The following is a 22177-nucleotide window of genomic DNA, read 5'->3' as shown; positions in this document are numbered from 1 at the left end:
CTGGCACGGTGTGCGGCCTCGTCATGCAGGAGGGATCTGCGCGAGGAGTTCGGCGGCGCGCCGGCGGGCTGCGATCCACGCAGGGTGCTGGGCGAGGGCTACGTCGTTCCAGAGGTCATCCGCGGGTGGCGCCGCAAGACTGTCGTTGAGCTCCTCGACGGCTGCCACGACCGCGGGCGCGAGCTGGATGCCGGCGCGCTCCATGGCGTCGTCGAGGCTGCGCACAGCGTTGTCGAGATCGAGGGCGAGCTCGTCCGGGACGACGGTCCCGGCAAGCGCCTGCCGCTGTCGTTCCGGCGGCAGTGCCAGGTTCGTCAGGGCATCACGCAGGAGCGGGAACGAGGTGGTCACGCATCGACCGTAGGGCCGCGTCTCGTCCGTGGGTACGGGCGGTCGCAGCCACATGCGGCTCGAGGCAAGGACGACGGCACCGCGGTCGCACCTGTACGTTGCCGAGGTGATTCGCGCGCGGAGTCCCCGGTGAGAGCGATCGCGCTGCTCCCGGTGCTGTTCCTGGTCCTGGCGCTCGTGGTGCTGGTCGTGGGCGTCGTCCTGGTGTCGCGCAGACGCGCGTCGCGCAGGCTGCTGGCCGTGACCGCGGTGTGCGCCGCCACGCTGCTGGCGGCGGCGTGGTACTCGTCGGCGACGGTCGTCGTCCGGGGCACCCAGTGCATGGCTCCCATGGCCGTGGACGACGTGGTCGACGGCCCCACGATGGCAACGGCCGACGTCCCGCTCGAGGACCGGCTCGAGTGCACCGGCCGTGCTCGCGCGATCGTCGGCGGGTGGACCGCCGCCGCCGTGCTGGCGACAGCCGGGTTCGCCGCCGCAGCCCGTTCGTCGGGGGTGGCTACCGGTCAGCGGGCCACGACCTCGACCGCGTTGGCCCCGGCCTGATCGCTCGACTCCCTGCTCACAATTCACCCGTGAGGTCCCGCACCGGCAGCTCTCGTGTCGGCAGACTTGCTGGTCAAGGGGGAGTCATGGCTGAGGAGAGCTGGCATGAGGCACGTCTGATCCCGACGTCGGGATCAACGGCGCGGAGGAGCAGGAGCGGCGGGCGACGTCCGCACTGCTGGCGGTGATGTCGGCGGTGCGGGAGTTCGGGCGGGCGTTGACGAAGCCGTACGGCGCACCGGCCGGGCCCGTGCAGACGTACATCGAGGTGCCGTTCCCGTTCGGGGACAGCACGGTGCGCCCCGACGGGCTCATCCGTGTGGCCCGTGGGCAGAAGTCCTGGACGGCGCTGGTGGAGGTGAAGACCGGCAGCAACGCGTTGACGACCGAGCAGCTGGAGAACTACCTCGACATCGCCCGCGAGCAGGGCTACGACGCGGTCCTCACGATCTCCAACGAGATCCCTGCCGTCGCCGGTCAGCACCCGACGAAGGTGGACAAGCGCAAGCTCAGGCGGGTCGCGCTGCACCACCTGTCGTGGACCCAGATCCTGGCCGAAGCGGTGCTGCAGAAGGAGTTTCGCGGCGTCGCCGACCCGGACCAGGCGTGGATCCTCGGCGAGCTGATCCGGTACCTGGAGCACCCGCGCTCCGGTGCCATGGAGTTCGAGGACATGGGTGAGCACTGGGTGAGCGTCCGCGACACCGTGCGCGCCGGCACACTCCGAGCCGGCGACAAAGGCGTCTCGGAGGTCGCCGCACGGTTCGACGCGCTGCTGCGCTTCACGAGCCTCTCACTGGGGCGTCAGCTGGGGACCGAGGTCACGCCCGTGCTGGCACGCAAGGAGGTCCTGGAGCCCGCGCTGCGCACCCAGGCGCTCGTCGCCATGCTCGCCGACACGGGCACGCTCAGCGGTGCCATCCGCGTCCCGTCGACCGTCGGCGACATCGTCGTGACCGCCGACCTGCGGGCGGGGACCATCACCTGCCACGTCGACGTGGACGCCCCGCGCGACGGCCGCCCGACCACGCGGGTCAACTGGCTCGTGCGGCAGCTGAAGAACGCCCCCGAGACCATCAGGTGCGAGGCTCACGCCGCTCATGCGCGCGGAGCCGGTGCCGCCGATCTGCTGCGCAACGTGCGTGAGAATCCCGCGCTCCTCGTCGCCGACGCGACGAAGGAGCTGCGTTCCTTCCAGGTCGCGCTCACCGCACCGATGGGGTCCAAGCGCGGGCGTGGACGGGGGACCTTCATCGACAGCGTGATCGGCACGGTCGACGCGTTCTACGTCGACGTCCTCCAGCACCTGAAGGCGTGGTCCGCCGCGCCCCCCAAGCTGCGTGCCGAGCCCGAGGCGGGTGCTGGCGACACGGCCGGAGTCCCGACGGCGCTGGTCTCGACCGCGTTGTCCTCGCAGGACGACCCTGTGCCGTCCGTCGAGGACGCAGAGGAGCCGGTACCGGAGGAGATCCCTGAGGCTGAGTCCGCTTCCGTGCCGTAGGAGCGCGTGGGTGTCGTCAGGCCCTCGCCTGTCCAGGCTCCGTCATTCGGGGCGGGTGCGGGCCAGGACGAGTGCGATGACGCGGGCGTCGAGGTCGGGGTCGCCGGCGCCGAGGAGGGCGTGCAGGAAGAGGCCGTCGCCGACGAGCTGGACGAGGCGGGACGCCAGGGGGTCGTCGATCGTGCGGCGCAGACCGGCGGCCCAGTCGTCGAGGTAGGAGGCCAGGCGGGCGCGGGCCGGGGGGTGGGTGCCGAGCAGGCGCAGCGCGGCCAGCAGGGTGCGCTCCTCGGGGCTGTCGGCGGACTGCGAGCCCTCGAGGAAGAACCGGGCGGCGGCCTCGGGCTCCGGGGGAGTGGCGGCGTCCGCGGCGGCGGCGCCCGCGCTCAGGCGGTCCAGCAGGCCGGTGAACAAGTCGTCCTTGGAGCGGAAGTGGTACAGCAGCCCGCCCTTGGAGACGCCGGCGCGCTGGGCGACGCCGTCGAGGGTGGCGCCGGCGGGGCCGGACTCGAGGAGGACGTCCTGGAGCGCGTCGAGGATGCGGTCGCGCGTCGAGGCCATGGGCGACCAGCGTAGTGACCGTGGCGGCGCCCCATGACGGACCCGGGGCCGGGCGGTGACGGAGGACACCCTGGCGGGACCGGCCGCCCGTTGCTACTGTACCGACCGGACGGTATAGCCGTGGTGGGTCGCACGACCCCCGCCCGGCGCGCGGGAAGGGACCCGCGCCGCGCGCTGCGTCCCCCGGAACCCCGCCCGGTCACGCGGGAGACCAGGACGAGGTACACCCCGTGCTCACGCACCTCCCCACCCCCCGCACACCCGCGTCGCGGCGCCCCGTGCCCGCCACCGCAGGACCCCGCCAGTGGCTCGGCCTCGTCGTCCTCATGCTGCCCGTGCTGCTCGTCTCCATCGACACCACGGTGCTCTCGTTCGCGCTGCCGCAGATCTCCGTCGCGCTGACGCCCACCGCCGACCAGCTCCTGTGGGTCGTCGACGTCTACCCGCTCATGCTCGCCGGGCTGCTCGTCACCATGGGCGTCCTCGGCGACCGCCTCGGCCGGCGCCGCCTGCTGCTCGTCGGCGCCGCCGGGTTCGGGCTCGTCAGCGTCCTCGCGGCCTTCGCCACCGACGCGGGCCAGCTCGTCGCCGCCCGCGCCCTGCTCGGCGTCTTCGGCGCCACCCTCATGCCGTCCACGCTCTCGCTGCTGCGCAACCTCTTCCTCGACGACGACCAGCGCCGCCTCGCCATCGCGATCTGGGCGTCCGGGTTCGCCGGCGGGTCCGTGCTCGGTCCCGTCGTCGGCGGGTGGCTGCTCGAGCACTTCTGGTGGGGCTCGATCTTCCTGCTCAACGTCCCGGTGCTCGTCGTGCTGCTCGTCGCCGCGCCGTTCCTGCTGCCCGAGTCCCGCAACCCCGCCGCCGGGCGCCTCGACGTGCCCAGCGTCGTGCTCGCCGTCGTCGGCATGCTCCCGCTCGTCTACGGCATCAAGACGACCGTCGGGCACGGCCCCGGCGCCCTCGGCCTCGGCGCGCTCGCCACCGGCGCCGCGCTCGTCGTGGTGTTCGTGCGCCGCCAGCTGCGGCTCGCCGAGCCGCTGCTCGACGTCGAGCTGTTCCGCCGGCCCGTGTTCGCCGCGTCCGTCGGCGCCAACTTCACCGCCTCGTTCGCGCTCGCGGGTCTGGTGCTGGTCGTCTCGCAGGTGCTCCAGCTCGTCGTCGGGCTCTCCCCGCGCGCCGCCGGCACGGCCCTGCTGCCCGGTGCGGTCGCGTCGATCACCGCAGGGCTCGTGGCCGTGCGGCTCGTGCGCGTGGTGCCCCGGCACCTGCTCGTGCCCGTCGGCATGCTGCTGGCCGCCGCGGGCTACGGGCTGGGCGCCCTCGTGGCCGGCGACGCCCGCGTGGGCGGGATCGTCGCGGTGTTCGCGCTCGTCGGCGCCGGCGTGGGCCTGGCCGAGACGCTGACCAACGACGCGATCCTCGCGTCCGTGCCGCCGGAGCGCGCCGGGGCGGCGTCCGGCATCTCCGAGACGTCGTACGAGCTCGGCGCGTCGCTCGGCGTGGCCGTGCTCGGGTCCGTCGTCGCCGCCGTCTACCGCGCGGACCTCACGCTGCCCGGGACCCTCGACGCCGCGCAGGCCGACGTGGCCCGGCAGACGCTCGGCGGCGCGGTCGCGGTCGCCGACGGCCTGCCCGACGCGCTCGGCGCGCAGGTGCTCACCGCCGCGCAGGACGCGTTCAGCCACGGTGTCGGCGTCACCTCCGCGGTGGCGGCGGTCGTGCTGGCCGGCGTGGCGCTGCTGGTCGGCCGGGTCCTGCGCCGTGCCGATCGCGCCGTGGCACCCGCGCCGGTCCTCGACGAGGCCCGTCCCGAGCTCGTCGACGCGGTGCGCGCGCAGCCGACACGCTGACACCTGGACGCGGGCGGGCGCGGCGGGCGAGGGTGGGGTCATGCTCGTCGCCTTCTCCGTCGCCCCGCTCGGTGCGGGCGAGTCCGTGTCCGAGGCCGTCGCCGACGCCGTGCGCGTCGTCCGCGACTCCGGCCTGCCGCACCGCCTCGACTCCATGTTCACCACCCTCGAGGGTGAGTGGGACGAGGTCATGGACGTCGTGCGCCGCGCCACCGAGGCCGTCGGCCGGCACGGGCACCGGGTCAGCCTGGTCATCAAGGCCGACATCCGCCCTGGTCACACCGGTGAGATGCAGGCCAAGGTCGACCGCGTCGAGGCGATCCTCGCCCAGGACGCCACCGGCTGACCCCGCCGGCACGTCCACCTGTTCGACGGGCTGACGTGCTCCGGCTGCTGTGGGACCCTAGCCCTGCACGCACCCGACCGCGGGTCCGCGCCTCCCTGCGACGACGGAGCGGCCGGCGCCCCCGACCGCTCAGGAAGGCTCCGACGCGACATGCCGATCTTCGAGCTCGACGACGGTCGTCCCCGCCTCGTCCAGCCGATGCAGCCCCTCGCCGGGTCGTTCGCGCAGGAGGTCAGCGCGCTGCTGACGCACCACCTGGCCGCCATCGCCGGTGAGCCGCTGTTCGTGGTCCGCACACGCGGCACCGCGTCCGACCGGTCCGACCTGCCCGAGATCCTCGCGCTCGACGCCCGCGGCCGCACGGTCGTCGTGGACGTCGCTCAGGTGCTCGACGACGACGCGATCATCACCGCCCTGCGGCACGGGGGTGCGGCGTCGCGGATGACGACGACGGACCTCTCGCGCGCCTACCACGCCGACCCCGGCCGGTTCGCGGTCGACTACGCGGCGTTCCGCGAGCACGTGCCGTACACCGGGGCGCAGGCCGACAGCCGCGACGGCGTGCGTCTGGTGCTGCTGTGCGCCGAGGTCGCGGCCGAGGCGACCGACAGCCTGGGGTTCCTGCGCGGCTACGGCCGGCAGGTCGACGTGCTGCAGGTCGGTGTGGTGCGCGGCGACGAGCGGCGGCTGCTGGAGGTCTCGGCGCTCGCGCTGCACGAGGGCGCTCGCCGCACGGTCGAGCCGACGGCCCTCCGGCTGGTGCGCTCCAGCGAGGCCGGGGCCAACGCCGTCTCGTTCGACGTGGACCGGTCGCGCCCGCGCACGTCGGCCAACGCGATCGTCGAGGGCCGCCTCACGGGCGAGCTGAAGTCCGTGTCCGCGCCGCCCCGGCGCTCGGCGCTGACCGGCGCCACCCCCATCGGCCGCCGCGGCACCGCCACGGAGCCCACGCCCCTGCCGTTCCGCACGGCCGGCCCGACGGCGTCGGAGCCGCCGGCCGAGCACGTTCCGCACACCCCCGGCCCCGGTGAGGCCCCGCGTCCCGGCGGGCCCGGGCGGCCCGACGTCACCGAGTGGCCGCGCGACACCCAGTCGCCCCCGCCGGCCAGCACCTTCGCCGGCCCGCCGACCCTGACGCCCATCGCCGGGCTGCGCATGGCCATCGAGCAGGGCGCCCGCCCCGCGGACGGCCGCCCCGCCGACCCGCGTGCCTCGACGTCGCGCGCGAGCGCGCCCGCGGAGCCGACCGTGCGGCGCGAGGGCCGGGCGACCGGTCGTCGTTCCGACCCGTCGTCGACCGACGTCATGGCACCGCTCGACCCGCCGGACGACGCGAGCCCCGAGGGCCCGCGTGCCTACGTCCCCGAGCGGCGCTCGTCGACGCCCGCGGCCGAGCCGGCACCGCGGCCCGAGCCCGAGCGCCGCACGTCCGCGTACGGCGAGAACCGGTCCGCCGGTCCCGCGGCCGACCGCTCCTCGTCGTACGACCGGACGTCGCCGGACGACCGCACGTCGTCCTACGGCTCCACGTCCGGCACGTCCTCGTCGTACGACCCGCTGTCGTCGGCGCTGTCGTCGTACGAGCCCACGCCGTACGAGCCGACGTCCTACGACGCGTCCTCCGCCGGCCCGTCGTCGTACGACACGACGCCGTACACGCTGTCGTCGTCCTCCACGTCGTCCTCGTACGAGCCGACGGCGCTCGACGCCGGCTCTTCGTACGGCGCCTCCGCGTACTCCTCGTCGTACGACGAGCGCCCGGCCTACGACCCGTCGGCGTACGAGGTCGCCCCCTACGAGCCCCTGCGGATCGAGTCCGGCTCGCCCGGCCTGCCCTCCGCCGACGAGCCCGGCACGGGTGGCGACCCGGGCTGGGCCCGCCCGGAGCTCGCGACCCTCGCCAAGCGGCGCCGCGCCGTGACCACGCTCGTGTGGGCGCGTGAGCGCCGCAACCAGCGCTTCACGGCGATGCTGCGCACCGACGGCCTCATCGAGCTCGAGGACGGCTCCGTGCACGCGGACCCCGACGCGGCGGCCGCGGTGGTCTCCGGGGCCGAGGGTCTCGTCGACGGGTGGCGCTCGTGGCGGCTCGGCGACGGCGGTCCGACCCTCGCCGAGGCCACCGGCCACCCCTGACCGGCCACCCTGACCGCGCGCGCCGGACCGGGCCCTGGCCTCGGCGCGACCGGCGTCAGGCCCAGCCGTACCCCACGAGCCAGCGGGTCAGCTCGGCGTAGAAGCGCTCGCGCGCGGGGCGCTCCGAGAGCGTCAGGTCGTGCATGCCCCGCGGGATCCGCACGATGGTCGTCACGTGCCCGACCTGCACCGCCCGTCGGGCGATCACCTCGGTGTCGAGCACCACGTCGGCGGCACGCATGTCCTCGTGCCAGCGGGCGCTGATGAGCGTGCGCGCGGAGAGCGCCACCAGCACCGGCACGTCGAGGGTCAGCCCGCGGGCGACGGTCGCGTGCCCCACCATGACGGCGCGCAGCCACCCGGCCCGCACGGGGAACGACGGGGTCGGCCGCCACCGGGCGTCGACGGTCCACTCGCCGCCGGTGGAGACGTCGATGGTGCGCGAGTAGTAGCCGGGGTCGATGTTCGGCAGCGGCGCCTTGGGCTGGAACCGCGCGATGCGGCTGATCGCCGGGCCGCTGACGTGCCGCATCACCGACGACCCCTGCAGCTCCAGCCACGGGCTGTTGAGCACCAGCCCGCACGACTGCCCCGGGTTGCGCTCGGCCCACAGGCTGAGCACCAGGCCGCCGGTGGAGTGACCCATGAGCAGCACCCGCGCGTGCGGGCCGTGCTCGGCGCGCACCCGGGCCAGGGCGGCGCCGATCTCCTCGTCGTAGGTGCGCAGGTCGTCGACGTAGCCGGGCGTCTGGTGCGGGCGCAGCGACCGCCCGTACTTGCGCAGGTCCAGCGCGTAGAACGCGACGCCCTGGTCGCGGAAGTACTCGGCGAGGCCGGTCTGGAAGAAGTAGTCGGACCACCCGTGCACGTACAGCACGACGCGTGCGGCGCCCACGGCGCCCGGCGGCAGGCACCGCACGAGGGTCGCGACCACGGGCCCCTCGTCGTCGTCGGCCAGCCGCAGCAGGCGCGCCTCGAAGCCGGGGCCCAGCACGTCGGGCTGCCACGACGCGGTCGTGAGGGCGTCGGCGGACCACTCCGGCACCGCCGTCGGCTCCACCGGTCCTCCTCGTCGTGCGTCGCCTGCGCCGTCCGTCCGGACGGGTCGTCAGACCTCGAGGACGATCTTGCCGAACTGCTCGCCCCGCCACATCCGCGCGAGCCCCTCGCCGACGCGCGCCAGCGGCAGCACCTGGTCGACGACGGGCCGCACCCCGGTGCGCGCGAGCAGCGCGAGCACCTGCGCGAGCTCGTCGCGGGTGCCCATGGTGGCGCCCACGACGATGATCTCCTGGAAGAACACGCGCGTCAGCGACGCCGGCGTCGGGTCGCCGGACGTCAGCCCCGCCACGACGATGCGCCCGCCCGGCCGCACCGAGCGCACGGAGTGCTCCCACGTGGCCCGGCCCACGGAGTCCAGGACGACGTCGACGCGCCCCACCCGCGCCCCCGGCTCCACGGCCTGCGCGGCCCCCAGCGCCAGCGCCCGCTCGCGACGCCCGGCGTCGCGGCTGGTCACGACCATCTCCAGCCCGGACGCGGCACCGATCTGGACCGCCGCGGTCGCGAGGCCCCCACCCGCGCCCTGCACCAGCACCCGCTGGCCCGGCTGCGCCCCGCCGGAGCGGAACAGCATCCGGTACGCGGTGAGGAACGCCGTCGGCACGCACGCCGCGTCCACCCAGGACAGCCCGGCGGGCTTGTCGACGAGGTTCCACGACGGCACCGCGACCTGCTCGGCCAGCGTGCCCGGGTGCTTCTCCGAGAGCAGCGTGCGCGGCTCGTCCGCCGCGGCCCCGCGCGCGTCCGGCCCGCCCACGACGGCGTGCACCACCACCTCGCGCCCGTCGGCCGTCACGCCCGCGGCGTCGGTGCCCAGCACCATCGGCAGCTGCTCGGCGCGCAGCCCCACGCCCCGCAGCGACCACAGGTCGTGGTGGTTGAGCGACGCGGCCCGCACGTCCACGACCTCCCAGCCCGCCGGCAGCGCACCCGCGTCGGGCGCCGGGGCGTCCCCGACCTCCAGCCCCTGCAACGGGTCGTCGGCGGAGAACGCGGTCACGCGTGCGGCGAGCATGCCCGCCACGCTAGCGGCAGCCGGTGCTACGTTCGCGCCGTGGAGCGGCAGCCGTGAGTGAGGTCCCCGCGCCGAGCGGTGCCCGTCGCGCCGTCGGCGGGGTGCTGGTGGCCCTCGGCCTGGTGCTGGGGTTCCTGCTGTACCTCCAGCCCTGGGTGCAGTGCACGGTCGACGACTCCTCCGCGGGGTGCCCCGTGCCCGAGGACCTCGTCGGCATCACCCTCGCGGGCTGGCTGACCGCCGGCGCCCTGGCGATCGTCGGGGCCGTGCTCCTGCGGCACCGCCCCCGCCCCGAAGCACCCGGTCCTCGCTGACCGGTCGCAGGTGCGGACGTCGGCGGGCGGGTCAGAGCAGGGGGAGCATGCGGCCCAGGTCGGGGACGGCCTCGGACGTCCAGCGCGGCGCGAGACCGACCGCGAGCACGTCGACGTCGTACGGGGTACGTCCCGCGGCGAGCCGCACCCACGTGCGGGCGTCGGCGACCTCGAGGTCCCAGCCACCGCGCTGGCGCACGATCGTGAGCAGCGCGTCGGCGACGAGGTCCAGCGCGGCGGGCAGCACCGGGTCCTCGACGAGGTCTGCACCGCGGGCGCGCCGCACCGAGCGGTAGAGGTCGTCGCCGTGCACGACGAGCTCGAGGACGCGCGAGACGACCATCGTCGACAGCAGCACCGGCCCGCGCCGTGCCTGGACGACGGGGTCGCCGGAGGCCCGCAGCTCGTCGAGCCGCGCGAAGGCGGCGGCGGCCCGGGCCTCGACCGCGCCGACCGGGTCGCCCGCCTGCTCGGCCGCGAGCCGCCGGGTCGTCTCCGCGATGTCCGCGGCGCGGTCCGCGTACGTGCCCAGGTACTCGGCGAGCGAGAGCGGCACCGTCCCCGCCGGCAGCGGCGTGCACACGGCCAGGGCGTCCATGGCCCGGCCCAGGTGCGCCCACAGCTCCCCGACGGTCCAGCCGTCCAGCACCGAGGGCTCCGGCACGAGGTCGGGGTCGGAGACCTGCCCCACCCACTCCCGCAGACGGTCCCACTGGTCGTGCAGGGCGGTGGCGGCGGTCGTGACGTCGACGTGCATGCCGCCATCCTGCCCCGCGGCCGGTGGGCGTCGCGCTAGCGTCCGTCGCGGAGGTGTCCCATGACGTCGCTCGGTCCTCGGTCACGCCGGCTGGCAGCGGTCCTCGGCCCGTTCCTCGTCGTCGTAGGGGCGGTGGCGCTGCTGGTCGGCGTGGCGCACTGCGTCGCCGTGCTGCAGGAGGACGACGTCGCCGTCCCCGTCCACCTGCACGCCTCGGACGGTCGGGGTGCCTGGCTGCAGCTCGAGGTGGAGGGGCGGCCCGCCTCCGGGGTCTGGGTGAGCGGGGTGCCCACCGGCGGCCTGCCTGCGGCGGACCCGTACGGGTTCGGGCTGGGCGTCGCCGAGCTGCACACGCGGGGTGCGACCCCCGTCGAGCGCGTGCTGGCCCGGGCGGACCTCCTGGTGCGCGGCATCGCTCTGCTCGTCGCCGCGCTGGCCCTGCGCCCGGTGCTCGCCGCCGTCGCCCGCGGCGCGTCGTTCCGCCCGGGGCACGACCGGCGCGTGCACGTGGTGGCGGTGTGCGTGGTGCTCGGTGCCTATGCCGCCCCGCTGCTGCCGTGGCTGGCCACGGCGTCTGTCCTCGCGCGGTTCGACGACCTCCACGGGCTCTCGGCGTCGCCGCCGCACCACGTCGAGGCGTTCGTGGTCGCGCTGCTCGTCGTGCTCGTGGGCGGGCTGGTCCGCGCGAGCACGCCGTACCCGGACGGGGGCAGCGGGAGGGGCGGGCGGGCTGCCACCATCGGGGCGTGACCGCCGAGACCGCGCCCGCACCCCTCGTCCCGATCGGCCCGCTGGGAGCGCCCGGCCAGGTCGTCGTCGTCGGACCGCAGTGGCGGGCGACCACCGAGCTCGACGTGGTGATCGACGGCGAGGCGGTCGCGCGCATCGTCGACGGCGAGGACGGGCACCAGGTGCTCACGGCCGACGGGCCCTGGACCGTCGAGACGTCGTGGCGGGACGGCGTACGGCTGCTGGACGCCGGCGGCACCGAGCTCGCGGTGGCCGACACGCGGCTGACGCGGCGCGCGCGGCGCGGGCACGTCGAGGGCACGGCCGTGCACTGGCGCCCCGCGGGGGTGTGGACGCGCGACGGCCGGTGGACGGATGCCGACGGACGGGTGGTCGCGGACGTGCGCGCCCGCGGCGTGGGCCGTCACACGATCACGATGACGTTCGGGCCGGGCGCGGTGCCGGGCCGCCCGATGCTCCTGCTCGTCGCCCTGACCCGGCACGCCGTGGCCGACCGCATCCCCGTCGGCATCGGCCTGTTCACCGACCTCGTGTCCGGCTGGTCCTGACGCGGTTCGGCTGCGGGTCCGGGTGCACCGTACGGATCTCGTCCCCGGGCGGCTCGGTGTCGCTACGGTGGGCGCAGAAGGTGACGCCGGGGAGGGCGCGATGCGGGCGGTCGACGACGGTCGGGTCGTAGGTGGACGTCAGACGACGGGCCGGCCGACGACGCGCCGGGCCCGGAGCGCGCTCCTCGCGGCGCTCGTGGTCGGCGTGCTCGCGGTCGGCGGCTGCGCGAGCACGGGGGCGGCCGGCGGCCGGGACGACGTCGTCGCGAGCGCGGGGCGCCTGGCCGAGGCCCAGGACGCCGTGATCTCCGCCGAGGTCAGCGGCGAGGAGCGCACCGAGGTGGAGCTCGCGGCGGTCGGTGCGCTCGAGGCCCTCGGTCGCGCCGGGGGTGCGGCGTGGGAGCCCCGGCAGGACCTCCTGCGGGTGACGGTCTTCCTCGACGGCGAGCCGCTGAGCGACGGCGAGCTGGAGCGGGTGCAGGAGGCGGTCGCGCAGGCCGTCGCCGACGCCGGGATCGGCACGGTCACGGTGGCGGTCGACGACGAGGCGCCCCAGGAGTACTAGGCGCCGACCCCGGTGCGACGCGCCGGCGTGCTCCGGCCGGTCGGTGACGGTGGGCCGGGGCGCGCTCCGGTCAGACGGTGCGGACGTCCTCCGCGAGGAAGTCGCGCACGAGGGTGCCGACCTGGTCCTCCTCGACGAGGAACCCGTCGTGGCCGTACTCGGAGCGCACGTACCGCACGGGCCCGGAGCGGGGGATCGCGGCGGCGACGCGCTCGGACTGGGCGGGGGTGAACAGCCGGTCGGAGTCGACGGCGACGACCAGCGACCGGGCGCTGACCTGCGCGAGCGCGGCCTCGACGCCGCCACGGTCGCGGCCGAGGTCGTGCGTGATCATCGTGTGCGTGAGCGTCACGTAGGTGTTCGCGTCGAACCGGCGGGCGAGCTTGTCGCCGTGGTGGTCGAGGTAGGACTGCACGGCGAAGCGGCCGCCCTCGAGCGGGTCCTCGGCGCCCTGCGGGATGCGGCCGAACCGCTGGTCGAGCTCGGCGGCCGAGCGGTAGGTCTGGTGCGCGATCTGCCGGGCGATGCCCAGGCCCACGTGCGGGCCCTCGCCGTCGGGGGCGTCGTAGTAGTCGCCGTCGCGGTAGCGGGGGTCGGCGCGGATCGCGGCGAGCTGGGTGTGGAACCCGGCGATCTGGTCGCCCGACGTCTGCGCCGTGGTGGCGACGGCCACGAGCGACTCCACGCGCTCGGGAGCGGTGACGGCCCACTCCAGCACGCGGTGCCCGCCGAGGGACGCGCCCACGACGAGCGCCCACGTGTCGATGCCGAGCAGGTCGGCGAGGCGGATCTCGGCGGCGACCTGGTCGCGCACGGTCAGCAGGGGGAACCGGCTGCCCCAGGGGCGCCCGTCGGGGGCGGTCGACGCGGGCCCGGTGGAGCCCTGGCAGCCGCCGAGCACGTTGGGCGCGACGACGAACCAGCGGTCGGTGTCGATGGGGGCGCCGGGGCCGATCATCGACGACCACCAGCCGGGCGTGGGGTGCCCGGGCCCGGCGGGGCCGGTGACGTGGGAGTCGCCGGTGAGGGCGTGCAGCACGAGGACGGCGTTGGACCCGTCCTCGTCGAGCTCGCCCCACGTCTCGTAGGCCAGCCGCACGGCGGGCAGCCGGCCCCCGGACTCCAGCGCGAACGGCCCGAGGTCGGCGAACTGCCGGCGGCCGACGGGGTCGCCGTCGCGCCACGCGGCGGACGCGCGCACGGGCGGCCGCTCCGGCAGGGGGCGGCGGCTGCCGAGGGTCGCGGGGCGGCGGCGCGCCCGGGTGGCACCCCACCCGGCCGGCGGCTGCGCGCCGGCCGGGCGGGTCGCGTCGGACGCGTCCGCGGGGCCGGCGCCGCGCTCGGGCGGCGTCGGGCGGGTGGGGTGCTCCATGGGTCGTGCCTCTCGTCCGTGCCGGTCGGGCGGGTGCGCGGTGCGCTCAGGCGCCCTTGGCGGCGCGGAACCCGGCCTCCAGGTCGGCGATGATGTCGTCGACGTGCTCGATGCCCACGGCCAGGCGCACGAGCCCGGGCGTGACGCCGGAGAGCGCCTGCTGCTCGGGCGTGAGCTGGCTGTGCGTCGTCGACGCGGGGTGGATGACGAGCGAGCGGACGTCGCCGATGTTCGCGACGTTGGAGTGCAGCTCGAGCGCGGACACGAACGCCTGCCCGGCTGCGGCCCCGCCGTCGATCTCGAACGCCAGGACGGCGCCGGCGCCCCGCGGGGCGTACTTGAGCTGGTTGGCGTGCCACGGGCTGGACGCGAGCCCGGCGTAGTGCACGTGCCGGACCTCCTCGCGGGCCTCGAGCCACTCGGCGACCTTCTGGGCGTTGGCGACGTGGCGCTCGACGCGCAGCGACAGGGTCTCGATGCCCTGGGCGATGAGGAACGCGTTGAACGGGCTGATGGCCGCACCGAGGTCGCGCAGCAGCTGCACGCGGGCCTTGAGGATGAACGCGAGGTTCACGCCGAACGCGCCGCCGACGCCCAGGTCGCGGGCGAAGACCAGCCCGTTGTACGACGGGTCGGGGGTGTTGTAGTTCGGGAAGCGCTCCGGGTGCTGGGCGTAGTCGAACGTGCCGCCGTCGACGATCACGCCGCCGACTGCGGAGCCGTGCCCGCCGAGGTACTTGGTCGCCGAGTGCACGACGACGTCGGCACCCCACTGCAGCGGGTTGACCAGGTACGGCGTGGCGACGGTGTTGTCGACGACCAGCGGGACGCCGTGCTCGTGCGCGACCCCGGCGACGAGCTCGATGTCGAGCACGTCGGACTTCGGGTTGGGGATGGTCTCGGCGAAGAACAGCTTGGTGTTGGGCCGGATCGCGTCGCGCCACGCCTGCGCGTCGTGCGGGTCGGTGACGAACGTCGTCTCGATGCCGAGCTTGGGCAGCGTGTAGTGCAGCAGGTTGTACGTGCCGCCGTACAGGCTGGGGGAGGCCACGACGTGGTCGCCGGCCTCGGCGATGTTGAGGATCGCGTAGGTCTCGGCGGCCTGGCCCGACGCGAGCAGCAGCGCGCCGACGCCGCCCTCGAGGTCGGCGATGCGGTTCTCGACGACCTCCTGGGTGGGGTTGTTGATCCGCGTGTAGATGGGTCCGAGCTCCTTGAGCGCGAACCGGTCCGCCGCCTGCTGCGCGGAGTCGAACACGTACGACGTCGTCTGGTAGATCGGCAGGGCCCGCGCGCCGGTGGCGGCGTCGGGCGTCTGGCCCGCGTGGATCTGGCGGGTCTCGAAGCTCCAGCTCTCGTTGCTCATGGTGTGGCTCCTCGTCGGTGGCGCCGGGGCGGCGGTCGGGCTGCGGGTGGGGACGTCACCCGAGGAGCGTGCGGCGTCGCCCGCCCCGCGGGGGGTCTGGGGTGCGCGCACTGTCGAGCCGGGGCTCGTGCGGGGCCGGTCGCCGGACGGCGGACCGGCCCGCGGGCACAGCCGAGGGTGCGCTGGGTCAGCGACACATTCGGCAGGTCATGCCCGTCAGGGTAGGTCGACGTTCCCACGACCCGGAACACGTGTCCCACCCACTGAGACCGGCGTCCCGCGGTGCGGTCGCGGCGGCCCCGGACCTCCGTCTGCACGGGTCCGGCGGCCGCGCGTCCTCCCTCGCGGCGGCCCCGTCGGGCGCGTCACCCGGATGGCCGAGGAGGTCTGTCCGGTTTGGTCCCGAACCACAACCATGTGACTCGTGAGACGCGTGTGACGGGTGTTCATTTGTGGGAACTCTCTAGGTAGCGTGCAAGACGTGCTGGGCAACGGGTGGGGTGGACGACGGTCGCGCGACGCACGGGACGAGGTCCCGGACGGCGGTGCGCAGCCGCGCCGGACGCTGCCCCTCGTCGCCCTCACCCTCGCCGCCGCGCTCGGTGCGGGGCCGCTCGCGGCCGCCCAGGCCGCGCCCTCCCAGGACGACGTCGACGACGCCCGGGCCGCGGTCGCGGACGCCGCCTCGTCCGTCGCGGGCATGGAGGTCCGCCTCGCCGAGCTCGCCGTGGCCAGCGAGGCCGCGCAGCTCGGCGTCCAGCAGGCCGGCGAGGCCTACACCCAGGCCGTCGCCGACGCCGACGACGCCCGCGCGGCCGCCACCTCCGCCGCCGAGGCTGCGGAGGCCGCCGACGCCGACGCCGAGGAGGCCCGTCAGGCGCTGCTCGCCGTCGCCCGCCAGCTCGCCCGCAGCGGCGGCTCCGTCGAGGCCATCGAGGCCGTGCTGTCCTCCGACGGGTTCGCCGACGTGCAGCGCCGGACCACCGCGCTCAACCGGGCCACCGACCGGGCCGACCGGTCCGTGCAGGAGTACCGCGCCGCCCAGATGGTCGCCGCGACCCTCCGCGAGCGCGCCGACCGGTCCGCGGCCGACGCCGAGGCGGCCGAGGCCGCCGCGCAGGACGCGCTCGACGCGGCCGAGCAGGCGCAGACCGACGCCGACGCCCAGCTCAGCGCCGGCCAGGCCGAGCGCGACTCCCTCATCGTGGCGCTCGCCGCCGCGCGGCAGACCAGCGCCGAGGTGGAGCGCGCCCGCCAGGACGCCCTCGACGCGGACCGTCGCGCCCGCGCCGACGCCGCCGCGCGCGCCGACCGGCTCGAGCCCGCGGCGCCGGCCCCCTCGTCCGGCGGCTCGGGCGGCGGGTCGTCGTCCGGCGGCTCGACGGGTGGGTCCTCCGGCGGGTCGTCCTCGGGCGGCGGCTCCTCGGCCGGCGGCGGCGGCTCGTCCTCGGGAGGCTCGTCGTCCGGCGGTTCCTCGGGCGGGTCGTCGTCCGGCGGGAGCAGCGGTGGCTCGTCCGGCGGTTCCTCGGGTGGGTCGTCCGGTGGTGGGTCCTCGTCCGGTGGGTCGTCCGGCGGTGGGTCCTCGTCCGGTGGGTCGTCCGGCGGTGGCTCGTCGTCCGGTGGGTCGTCCGGCGGCGGCTCGTCCTCCGGCGGTGCCTACGGCCTGGGCACGGGCTCGTCGCGGGGGTCCGCGTCCGCGGGTGCCGCAGCCGTCGCCTGGGCGCGTACGCAGGTCGGCCTTCCCTACGTCTGGGGCGGCACCGGCCCGTCCGGGTACGACTGCTCCGGCCTGACGATGACGGCCTGGCGCAACGCCGGCGTCGGCATCAACCGCACGTCGCGCGACCAGTACAAGGGCGTCCTGAAGATCTCCTACGACCAGCTGCGCCCCGGCGACCTGGTGTTCTGGGCGTCGAACCCGAACGACCCGAGCACGATCTACCACGTGGCCATGTGGGCCGGCGGCGGGCAGATCGTCGAGGCGTCACGGCCGGGCGTCCCCCTGCGCGTGGTGCCCATGCGCTGGTCCGGGACGATGCCCTACGCCGGCCGTCCCTGACGGCGGGCCACCAGTCGTCACGCACGACGACGCCCGCCGCGCGCAGGGCGTCGGCGGGCGTCGTCGCAGGTGCTCAGTGCGCGTAGTACCCGGAGTCGATCGCGCGCTGGCGGGACCGCTCGATCTCGGCCTCCGCCTCGGCGCGACCCACCCAGTGGGCGCCCTCGACGGACTTGCCCGGCTCGAGGTCCTTGTAGACCTCGAAGAAGTGCTGGATCTCCAGCCGGTGGAAGTCCGACACGTCGTCGATGTCCTGGCGCCACGCGGCGCGCTGGTCGCCCGTCGGGACGCACAGGACCTTGTCGTCGCCGCCGGCCTCGTCGCGCATGCGGAACATGCCGAGCGCGCGGCAGCGGATCAGGCACCCGGGGAACGTCGGCTCCTCCAGGAGCACGAGCGCGTCCAGCGGGTCGCCGTCCTCGCCGAGAGTCCCGTCGATGAACCCGTAGTCGTCCGGGTAGCGGGTCGACGTGAACAGCATCCGGTCGAGGCGGATGCGCCCGGTGGCGTGGTCCACCTCGTACTTGTTGCGCTGACCCTTGGGGATCTCGATCGTGACGTCGAACTCCATGCTGCTCCTCCTACGTCCCGCGCGCCCGCCCCTGCCCGGGTGGGCTCGGGGAGGGTGTCGGCAGGACGCGTCGTCTCCCCGGGGCGCCGTTGTCTCGGGACAGTAGTCTGACGCACCGGCGGGGCACGACCGGACCCCGCCCGGGGCGGAGCGTGACGATGACCACAGGCCTGCGTGTCGGACTGACGACCGCGCTGGTGCTGGTGCTGGCGGGCGGGGCCTACGTGACGGCCGACGCCTACGACGTCGTCCCCGGGATGGTGACGCTCGCCCCACCCGTGCCGGACCCCTCGCCGTTCCCCACGGCGCCGGGTGCGGCCGAGCCGGCGGCCGTGGTCCCCGTCATGGCCGAGCTCGACGACCAGGTGCCCCTGCCGGACGCCGCCGCCGTGCAGGCGCTCGTCGACGGCCTCGTCGGCGACGCCCGCCTCGGCTCGGCCGCCGACGTCGGCGTGCTCGTCGTCGACCAGCTCACCGGCGAGGTGCTCGGCGAGCACCAGGCCGACGACGCCCGGACACCCGCCTCGACGGCCAAGGTCCTCACGGGCGTCGCCGCGCTCACCGCGCTGGACCCGGCCGCGACGCTCCCCACCCGCGTCCTCGTCTCCGGGGACCGCACGCTCGCGCTGGTCGGCGGCGGCGACATGATGCTCGCGGCGGGCGACGGCGACCCCGACGCGACCGTCGGCCACGCCGGGCTCGCCGACCTGGCCCGCGCCACCGCCGCCGCGCTCGCGCTGCAGGGCGTGACGAGCGTGCGCCTCGAGGTCGACGACACCCTGTTCACCGGGCCCACCGTCAACCCGTCGTGGGCGGCCACCGACCTCACCGGCGGGTACGTCGCCCCCGTGACCGCGCTGGCCGTGGACATCGCCAAGACCACCGACGGGGAGTACGTGCCCCGCCACACGGACCCGTCCATGGCGGCCGCCGACGTCTTCGTGCAGCGCCTCGCCGACGCGGGCGTCACCGTCGAGGGCGACCCCGTGCGGCGCAGCTCGCCGGCCGAGGGCACCGAGCTCGCCCGGGTCGAGTCCGCACCCCTGGTCGACGTCATCCACCACTTCCTCGACACCTCCGACAACACCATCACCGAGGTGGTCTCCCGGCTCGTCGCGATCGACGCCGGGCTGCCCGCCAGCTTCGACGGCGGCACGCAGGCCGTGCTGCGCGAGATCGGCAACCTCGGCGTCGACGTCTCCGGCGCCCGGCTGGCGGACGCGTCGGGGCTGGCCGACGGCTCGCAGCTCAGCCCCCGCCTGCTCGTCGACCTGGTCCGCCTCACCACCGACCCGGCGTACCCGCTGCTGCGCGACGTCGCGACGGGCATGCCGATCGGCGGGCTGACCGGCACGCTCGCCGACCGGTACACCGCGACGGACGCCCGCGGGCTCGTGCGCGCCAAGACCGGCAGCCTCACCGGCGTCACGTCGCTGACCGGCACCGTCCTCGACGCCCAGCGCCGCCAGCTCGTGTTCGCGCTGATGGCCGACGCGACCCCCGCCGGCGGGCAGTGGGCGCCGCGGCAGGCCCTCGACGGGTTCGTCACCGCGCTCGCGGCCTGCGGCTGCCGCTGACGCCCGGGCCGCGGCTACCGTGGGGCGGATGGACCCCGCCCCGGCAGGACCCGTCGACTGGCCCGCGGCCGCACGGCTCGCGGGCCGGCTGGCGCCGCCCGGACCTCCCGCCCCGCGCGACGAGCTCGAGGCGCTGGTCGCCGACCTGCGCGACGCCGCCGGCCGGGCCGCCGGGCACGTCGTCGACATCACCGGCCTGACGCCCGCGGACCCGGGGCAGGCCCTCTCGCGGGTGCTCGTCGTCGACCGGGCCGGGTGGGCGCGGGCCAACGCGCAGACGTTCGCCGTCATGGCCGCACCCCTGGCCACCCGGTCCGACGGCACGCCGGTGCAGGTGCCCGACGCCGCACGCCTGGCCGCGGCCGCCGAGGTCGCGGCGGTCCTCGCGCTGCTCTCGGGCAAGGTCCTCGGGCAGTTCGACCCGTTCACGGCCGGTCCGGGGGCTCCGGGCCGGCTGCTGCTCGTCGCGCCGAACGTGCTGGCGACCGAGCGGGCCCTGCGCGTCGACCCCGGGCACTTCCGGCTCTGGGTCGCGCTGCACGAGCAGACCCACGCGCTGCAGTTCGCCGCCGCGCCCTGGCTCGCCGACCACGTCCGCACCCGCGCGGGCCGGCTCCTGGCCGACCTGGCGGACCTCTCGCCCGGCGGCCCGGGGGCGGCCCTGGCTCCGTCGCTCGACGAGCTCGTCGAGTCGCTCGTGCACGCCGCGCGGAGCACCGGCGACGGCCTGACCGCGATGCTCACGCCCGGCCAGCGGGACGTCTTCGAGGAGGTCGGCGCCGTGATGGCCCTGCTCGAGGGGCACGCCGACGTGATGATGGACGAGGTCGGCCCCCGCGTCGTGCCCACCGTGCGGCGGATCCGCCGCGCGTTCGAGGCCCGCCGCGACGCCGTCACCCGCGCCCGCGGCCCCGCCCGCGTGCTGCGCCGGCTGCTCGGCCTCGACCTCAAGCTCGCCCAGTACCGCGAGGGCGCCGCGTTCGTGCGCGCCGTGCGCGGCCGGGTCGGGCTGGACGGGCTCAACGCCGTCTGGTCGGCACCCGCGGCACTGCCGACGCCCGCCGAGGTCGCCGACCCCGGCGCCTGGGTGCGCCGCGTGCACGGCTGACGTGGGCGGACCGCCGCCCGCCGTCGCCGCGGTGCGCGTCGCCGTGCGCGCCGCGCTCGCGGACCTGCCGACCGGTGCGCCCGTGCTCGTGGCGTGCTCCGGCGGTGCGGACTCCCTGGCCCTGGCGGCGGCCGTCGCGCACGTCTGCGTGCACGGTCCGGCCCCGGCCCGGCCCGCCGGTGCCGTCGTCGTCGACCACGGCCTGCAGCCCGGCTCGGCCGACGTGGCGCGGGCCGCCGCCGCCGCGTGCCGGGGCCTGGGGCTCGACCCCGTGCGGGTGGTGACCGTCGAGGTGCAGGGGAGCGGGGGGGCCGAGGCGGCGGCGCGCACCGCCCGGTACGGCGCCCTCGACGCCGTCGCGGACGAGGTCGGGGCAGCCGCGGTGCTGCTCGGCCACACCCTCGACGACCAGGCCGAGCAGGTGCTGCTGGCGCTGGCCCGCGGCTCGGGCGCCCGCGCGCTGGCCGGCATGCGGCCCGTGCGCGGACGCCTGCGCCGGCCGCTGCTGGGGCTGCGGCGTGCCGACACCGAGGCGGTGTGCGCCGCGCTGGGCCTCGTGCCGTGGCACGACCCGACCAACGGCCGCCCCGGGGCGCCCGAGACGCCCCCCGACGAGCCGGTGGGCGACGGGGCGGACGACGTTCCCGCGAGCCTTCCGCTGCGCAGCCGGGTGCGCGCGGAGGTGCTGCCGGTGCTCGAGGACGTGCTCGGCCCCGGCGTCGCCCAGGCCCTCGCGCGCACGGCCGCGCAGCTCGCCGAGGACGCGGACGCCCTGGACGCGGCGGCCGACGCCCTGCTGCGGGCGGCGCTGGTGGCGGGGGACGCGGCGCCGGGGGCGGGTGCCGCGGTGGTGGTCGACGTCGACGTGCTCGGCGGCGGCCCCGTCGCCGTGCGGCGCCGGGCGCTGCGTGCCGCCGCGGTGCGCGCGGGGGCCCCGTCCGGGTCGGTCGCGCGGTCCCACGTCCTGGCGCTCGACGCCCTCGTGGTGGGCTGGCACGGCCAGGGGCCCGCGCACCTGCCCGGACGGGTCGTCGCGCGCCGGGCGTGTGGCAGGCTCTACCTCGGCCGGCCGACGGGGCCGGACCACGTCGGCGCGCACGCCGACCACGGGCACGACGGGCAGGAGTAGGCGTGGACGCGTCGGACATGGGCGACGACCTCGAGAAGGTCCTCCTCAGCGAGGAGCAGCTGCACACCCGGCTCGACGAGATGGCGGCGCAGATCGACGCCGACTACGCCGGCAAGGACCTGCTCCTGGTCGGCGTGCTCAAGGGCGCGGTCATGGTGATGGCGGACCTCGCGCGCCGCCTGCACACCCCGCTCGCGATGGACTGGATGGCGGTCTCGTCGTACGGCTCCGGGACCAAGTCCTCGGGCGTCGTGCGGATCCTCAAGGACCTCGACACGGACCTGACGGGCAAGCACGTGCTCATCGCCGAGGACATCATCGACTCGGGCCTGACCCTGTCGTGGCTGCTGTCGAACCTGCGCTCGCGCGGGCCGGAGTCGGTCGAGATCGCGACCATGCTGCGCAAGCCGGAGGCCGCGAAGGTCGAGGTGCCCGTGCGGTACGTCGGCTTCGACATCCCCACCGAGTTCGTCGTCGGGTACGGGCTGGACTACGCCGAGAAGTACCGCAACCTGCCGTTCGTCGCGACGCTCGCGCCGCACGTGTACTCCGTCTGACCGGACCGCCACGCGGTTCCGGCGCACGCCGGGCGGGGGGCGCGGGGCACGTCGGGCGAGCCTCGCCCGGCCGGTGGCACGGGCTGTGCCCTGGGCGAACACCCAGGGTGCTCTCAGAGCCGCCGTGTAAAACTTCCAG

At 76.0% G+C, this 22177-nt stretch carries 22 protein-coding genes; 14 read left to right on the top strand and 8 right to left on the bottom strand.

From position 1 onward, the window contains the following. Positions 1-21 precede the first annotated feature (21 nt). Positions 22-351 carry a hypothetical protein gene (locus FBY24_RS03940; protein WP_142158249.1) on the bottom strand — a complete coding sequence of 110 codons (330 nt, stop codon included), beginning with the start codon at positions 349-351 and terminating at the stop codon, positions 22-24. Positions 352-480: 129 nt separating this feature from the next. Here FBY24_RS03940 and FBY24_RS03935 point away from each other — a divergent pair, with 129 nt between their 5' ends. Together FBY24_RS03935 and FBY24_RS03930 are read left to right on the top strand one after the other, a co-directional pair. Beyond that, complete coding sequence (locus FBY24_RS03935) at positions 481-897, top strand: hypothetical protein (RefSeq protein WP_142158247.1); 417 nt, start codon at positions 481-483, stop codon at positions 895-897. A 187-nt stretch (positions 898-1084) separates the two neighbouring features. Continuing rightward, positions 1085-2398 (top strand): hypothetical protein, encoded by a 1314-nt coding sequence (locus tag FBY24_RS03930; protein ID WP_255432206.1) that lies wholly within the window; start codon positions 1085-1087, stop codon positions 2396-2398. A 42-nt stretch (positions 2399-2440) separates the two neighbouring features. Here the strand turns inward: FBY24_RS03930 and FBY24_RS03925 are convergent, their stop codons facing one another. Continuing rightward, positions 2441-2956 carry a TetR/AcrR family transcriptional regulator gene (locus FBY24_RS03925; RefSeq protein ID WP_142158245.1) on the bottom strand — a complete coding sequence of 172 codons (516 nt, stop codon included), beginning with the start codon at positions 2954-2956 and terminating at the stop codon, positions 2441-2443. A gap of 230 nt (positions 2957-3186) precedes the next feature. On the opposite strand from FBY24_RS03925, the gene FBY24_RS03920 reads away from it, so the two are divergent. The 3 genes from FBY24_RS03920 to FBY24_RS19355 all read left to right on the top strand — a co-directional run bounded on the left by FBY24_RS03920 (position 3187) and on the right by FBY24_RS19355 (position 7288). Further along, complete coding sequence (locus FBY24_RS03920; protein WP_255432205.1) at positions 3187-4806, top strand: MFS transporter; 1620 nt, start codon at positions 3187-3189, stop codon at positions 4804-4806. A 40-nt stretch (positions 4807-4846) separates the two neighbouring features. Continuing rightward, complete coding sequence (locus FBY24_RS03915) at positions 4847-5152, top strand: MTH1187 family thiamine-binding protein (RefSeq protein ID WP_140459573.1); 306 nt, start codon at positions 4847-4849, stop codon at positions 5150-5152. Positions 5153-5302: 150 nt separating this feature from the next. After that, positions 5303-7288 (top strand): hypothetical protein, encoded by a 1986-nt coding sequence (locus tag FBY24_RS19355; protein WP_186343253.1) that lies wholly within the window; start codon positions 5303-5305, stop codon positions 7286-7288. 55 nt (positions 7289-7343) lie between these two features. Here the strand turns inward: FBY24_RS19355 and FBY24_RS03900 are convergent, their stop codons facing one another. Together FBY24_RS03900 and FBY24_RS03895 are read right to left on the bottom strand one after the other, a co-directional pair. Further along, a complete protein-coding gene (locus FBY24_RS03900) occupies positions 7344-8348 on the bottom strand; it encodes an alpha/beta hydrolase (RefSeq protein WP_255432204.1) in 1005 nt (334 codons plus the stop codon). 48 nt (positions 8349-8396) lie between these two features. Beyond that, the gene (locus FBY24_RS03895; RefSeq protein ID WP_142158243.1) at positions 8397-9365 is read right to left on the bottom strand and encodes a zinc-binding dehydrogenase; all 969 of its coding nucleotides are present in this window, start codon (positions 9363-9365) and stop codon (positions 8397-8399) included. Between the two features lie 53 nt (positions 9366-9418). On the opposite strand from FBY24_RS03895, the gene FBY24_RS03890 reads away from it, so the two are divergent. Beyond that, positions 9419-9679, top strand: a complete 261-nt coding sequence (locus FBY24_RS03890) for a hypothetical protein (protein WP_142158241.1) — start codon at positions 9419-9421, stop codon at positions 9677-9679. Positions 9680-9710: 31 nt separating this feature from the next. Here the strand turns inward: FBY24_RS03890 and FBY24_RS03885 are convergent, their stop codons facing one another. Further along, positions 9711-10436, bottom strand: a complete 726-nt coding sequence (locus FBY24_RS03885) for a maleylpyruvate isomerase N-terminal domain-containing protein (RefSeq protein ID WP_142158239.1) — start codon at positions 10434-10436, stop codon at positions 9711-9713. A 60-nt stretch (positions 10437-10496) separates the two neighbouring features. Between FBY24_RS03885 and FBY24_RS03880 the strand changes: the two genes are divergently transcribed. The 3 genes from FBY24_RS03880 (at position 10497) to FBY24_RS03870 (ending at position 12299) form a co-directional block, all read left to right on the top strand. Then, positions 10497-11186 carry a hypothetical protein gene (locus FBY24_RS03880; protein WP_142158237.1) on the top strand — a complete coding sequence of 230 codons (690 nt, stop codon included), beginning with the start codon at positions 10497-10499 and terminating at the stop codon, positions 11184-11186. Further along, positions 11183-11734 carry a hypothetical protein gene (locus FBY24_RS03875; protein ID WP_142158235.1) on the top strand — a complete coding sequence of 184 codons (552 nt, stop codon included), beginning with the start codon at positions 11183-11185 and terminating at the stop codon, positions 11732-11734. The genes FBY24_RS03880 and FBY24_RS03875 overlap by 4 nt, the downstream gene beginning before the upstream one ends. Before the next feature lie 100 nt (positions 11735-11834). Further along, the gene (locus FBY24_RS03870) at positions 11835-12299 is read left to right on the top strand and encodes a hypothetical protein (RefSeq protein WP_142158233.1); all 465 of its coding nucleotides are present in this window, start codon (positions 11835-11837) and stop codon (positions 12297-12299) included. Positions 12300-12369: 70 nt separating this feature from the next. On the opposite strand, the gene FBY24_RS03865 is transcribed toward FBY24_RS03870, so the two are convergent. Both FBY24_RS03865 and FBY24_RS03860 read right to left on the bottom strand, forming a co-directional pair. After that, positions 12370-13671, bottom strand: a complete 1302-nt coding sequence (locus tag FBY24_RS03865; protein WP_142158231.1) for a homoserine O-acetyltransferase — start codon at positions 13669-13671, stop codon at positions 12370-12372. Positions 13672-13717: 46 nt separating this feature from the next. Continuing rightward, entirely contained in the window at positions 13718-15037 is a 1320-nt protein-coding gene (locus FBY24_RS03860; RefSeq protein WP_142158229.1) for a bifunctional o-acetylhomoserine/o-acetylserine sulfhydrylase, read from the bottom strand. A 481-nt stretch (positions 15038-15518) separates the two neighbouring features. On the opposite strand from FBY24_RS03860, the gene FBY24_RS03855 reads away from it, so the two are divergent. Continuing rightward, positions 15519-17096 carry an NlpC/P60 family protein gene (locus tag FBY24_RS03855; protein ID WP_255432203.1) on the top strand — a complete coding sequence of 526 codons (1578 nt, stop codon included), beginning with the start codon at positions 15519-15521 and terminating at the stop codon, positions 17094-17096. A gap of 73 nt (positions 17097-17169) precedes the next feature. On the opposite strand, the gene FBY24_RS03850 is transcribed toward FBY24_RS03855, so the two are convergent. Then, positions 17170-17667 (bottom strand): inorganic diphosphatase, encoded by a 498-nt coding sequence (locus FBY24_RS03850; protein ID WP_140459582.1) that lies wholly within the window; start codon positions 17665-17667, stop codon positions 17170-17172. A gap of 158 nt (positions 17668-17825) precedes the next feature. On the opposite strand from FBY24_RS03850, the gene dacB reads away from it, so the two are divergent. Genes dacB through hpt form a run of 4 tightly spaced genes read left to right on the top strand, consistent with a single transcriptional unit; the run spans position 17826 to position 22038 of the window. After that, positions 17826-19244 carry a D-alanyl-D-alanine carboxypeptidase/D-alanyl-D-alanine-endopeptidase gene (gene dacB, locus FBY24_RS03845; RefSeq protein ID WP_142158227.1) on the top strand — a complete coding sequence of 473 codons (1419 nt, stop codon included), beginning with the start codon at positions 17826-17828 and terminating at the stop codon, positions 19242-19244. A gap of 28 nt (positions 19245-19272) precedes the next feature. Then, positions 19273-20352, top strand: a complete 1080-nt coding sequence (locus tag FBY24_RS03840; RefSeq protein ID WP_142158225.1) for a zinc-dependent metalloprotease — start codon at positions 19273-19275, stop codon at positions 20350-20352. Between the two features lies 1 nt (position 20353). Continuing rightward, positions 20354-21481, top strand: coding sequence for a tRNA lysidine(34) synthetase TilS (tilS, locus tag FBY24_RS03835; protein WP_142158223.1), 1128 nt, complete (start codon positions 20354-20356; stop codon positions 21479-21481). Between the two features lie 2 nt (positions 21482-21483). Next, complete coding sequence (gene hpt, locus FBY24_RS03830; RefSeq protein ID WP_140459586.1) at positions 21484-22038, top strand: hypoxanthine phosphoribosyltransferase; 555 nt, start codon at positions 21484-21486, stop codon at positions 22036-22038. Positions 22039-22177: the final 139 nt, after the last annotated feature.

Source organism: Cellulomonas sp. SLBN-39, from assembly GCF_006715865.1.
Classification (GTDB): domain Bacteria; phylum Actinomycetota; class Actinomycetes; order Actinomycetales; family Cellulomonadaceae; genus Cellulomonas.
Note: the sequence above shows the minus strand (reverse complement) of the source record. Positions and strands in the feature narration are given on the sequence as shown.

Coding starts and splice junctions, on each gene's coding strand:
- FBY24_RS19355 (WP_186343253.1), top strand. CDS start 5,303: ATGCCGATCTTCGAGCTCGACGACGGTCGTCCCCGCCTCGTCCAGCCG.
- FBY24_RS03930 (WP_255432206.1), top strand. CDS start 1,085: ATGTCGGCGGTGCGGGAGTTCGGGCGGGCGTTGACGAAGCCGTACGGC.
- FBY24_RS03885 (WP_142158239.1), bottom strand. CDS start 10,436: ATGCACGTCGACGTCACGACCGCCGCCACCGCCCTGCACGACCAGTGG.
- FBY24_RS03870 (WP_142158233.1), top strand. CDS start 11,835: ATGCGGGCGGTCGACGACGGTCGGGTCGTAGGTGGACGTCAGACGACG.
- FBY24_RS03880 (WP_142158237.1), top strand. CDS start 10,497: ATGACGTCGCTCGGTCCTCGGTCACGCCGGCTGGCAGCGGTCCTCGGC.
- FBY24_RS03915 (WP_140459573.1), top strand. CDS start 4,847: ATGCTCGTCGCCTTCTCCGTCGCCCCGCTCGGTGCGGGCGAGTCCGTG.
- FBY24_RS03850 (WP_140459582.1), bottom strand. CDS start 17,667: ATGGAGTTCGACGTCACGATCGAGATCCCCAAGGGTCAGCGCAACAAG.
- FBY24_RS03895 (WP_142158243.1), bottom strand. CDS start 9,365: ATGCTCGCCGCACGCGTGACCGCGTTCTCCGCCGACGACCCGTTGCAG.
- FBY24_RS03840 (WP_142158225.1), top strand. CDS start 19,273: ATGGACCCCGCCCCGGCAGGACCCGTCGACTGGCCCGCGGCCGCACGG.
- dacB (WP_142158227.1), top strand. CDS start 17,826: ATGACCACAGGCCTGCGTGTCGGACTGACGACCGCGCTGGTGCTGGTG.
- FBY24_RS03865 (WP_142158231.1), bottom strand. CDS start 13,671: ATGGAGCACCCCACCCGCCCGACGCCGCCCGAGCGCGGCGCCGGCCCC.
- FBY24_RS03860 (WP_142158229.1), bottom strand. CDS start 15,037: ATGAGCAACGAGAGCTGGAGCTTCGAGACCCGCCAGATCCACGCGGGC.
- FBY24_RS03925 (WP_142158245.1), bottom strand. CDS start 2,956: ATGGCCTCGACGCGCGACCGCATCCTCGACGCGCTCCAGGACGTCCTC.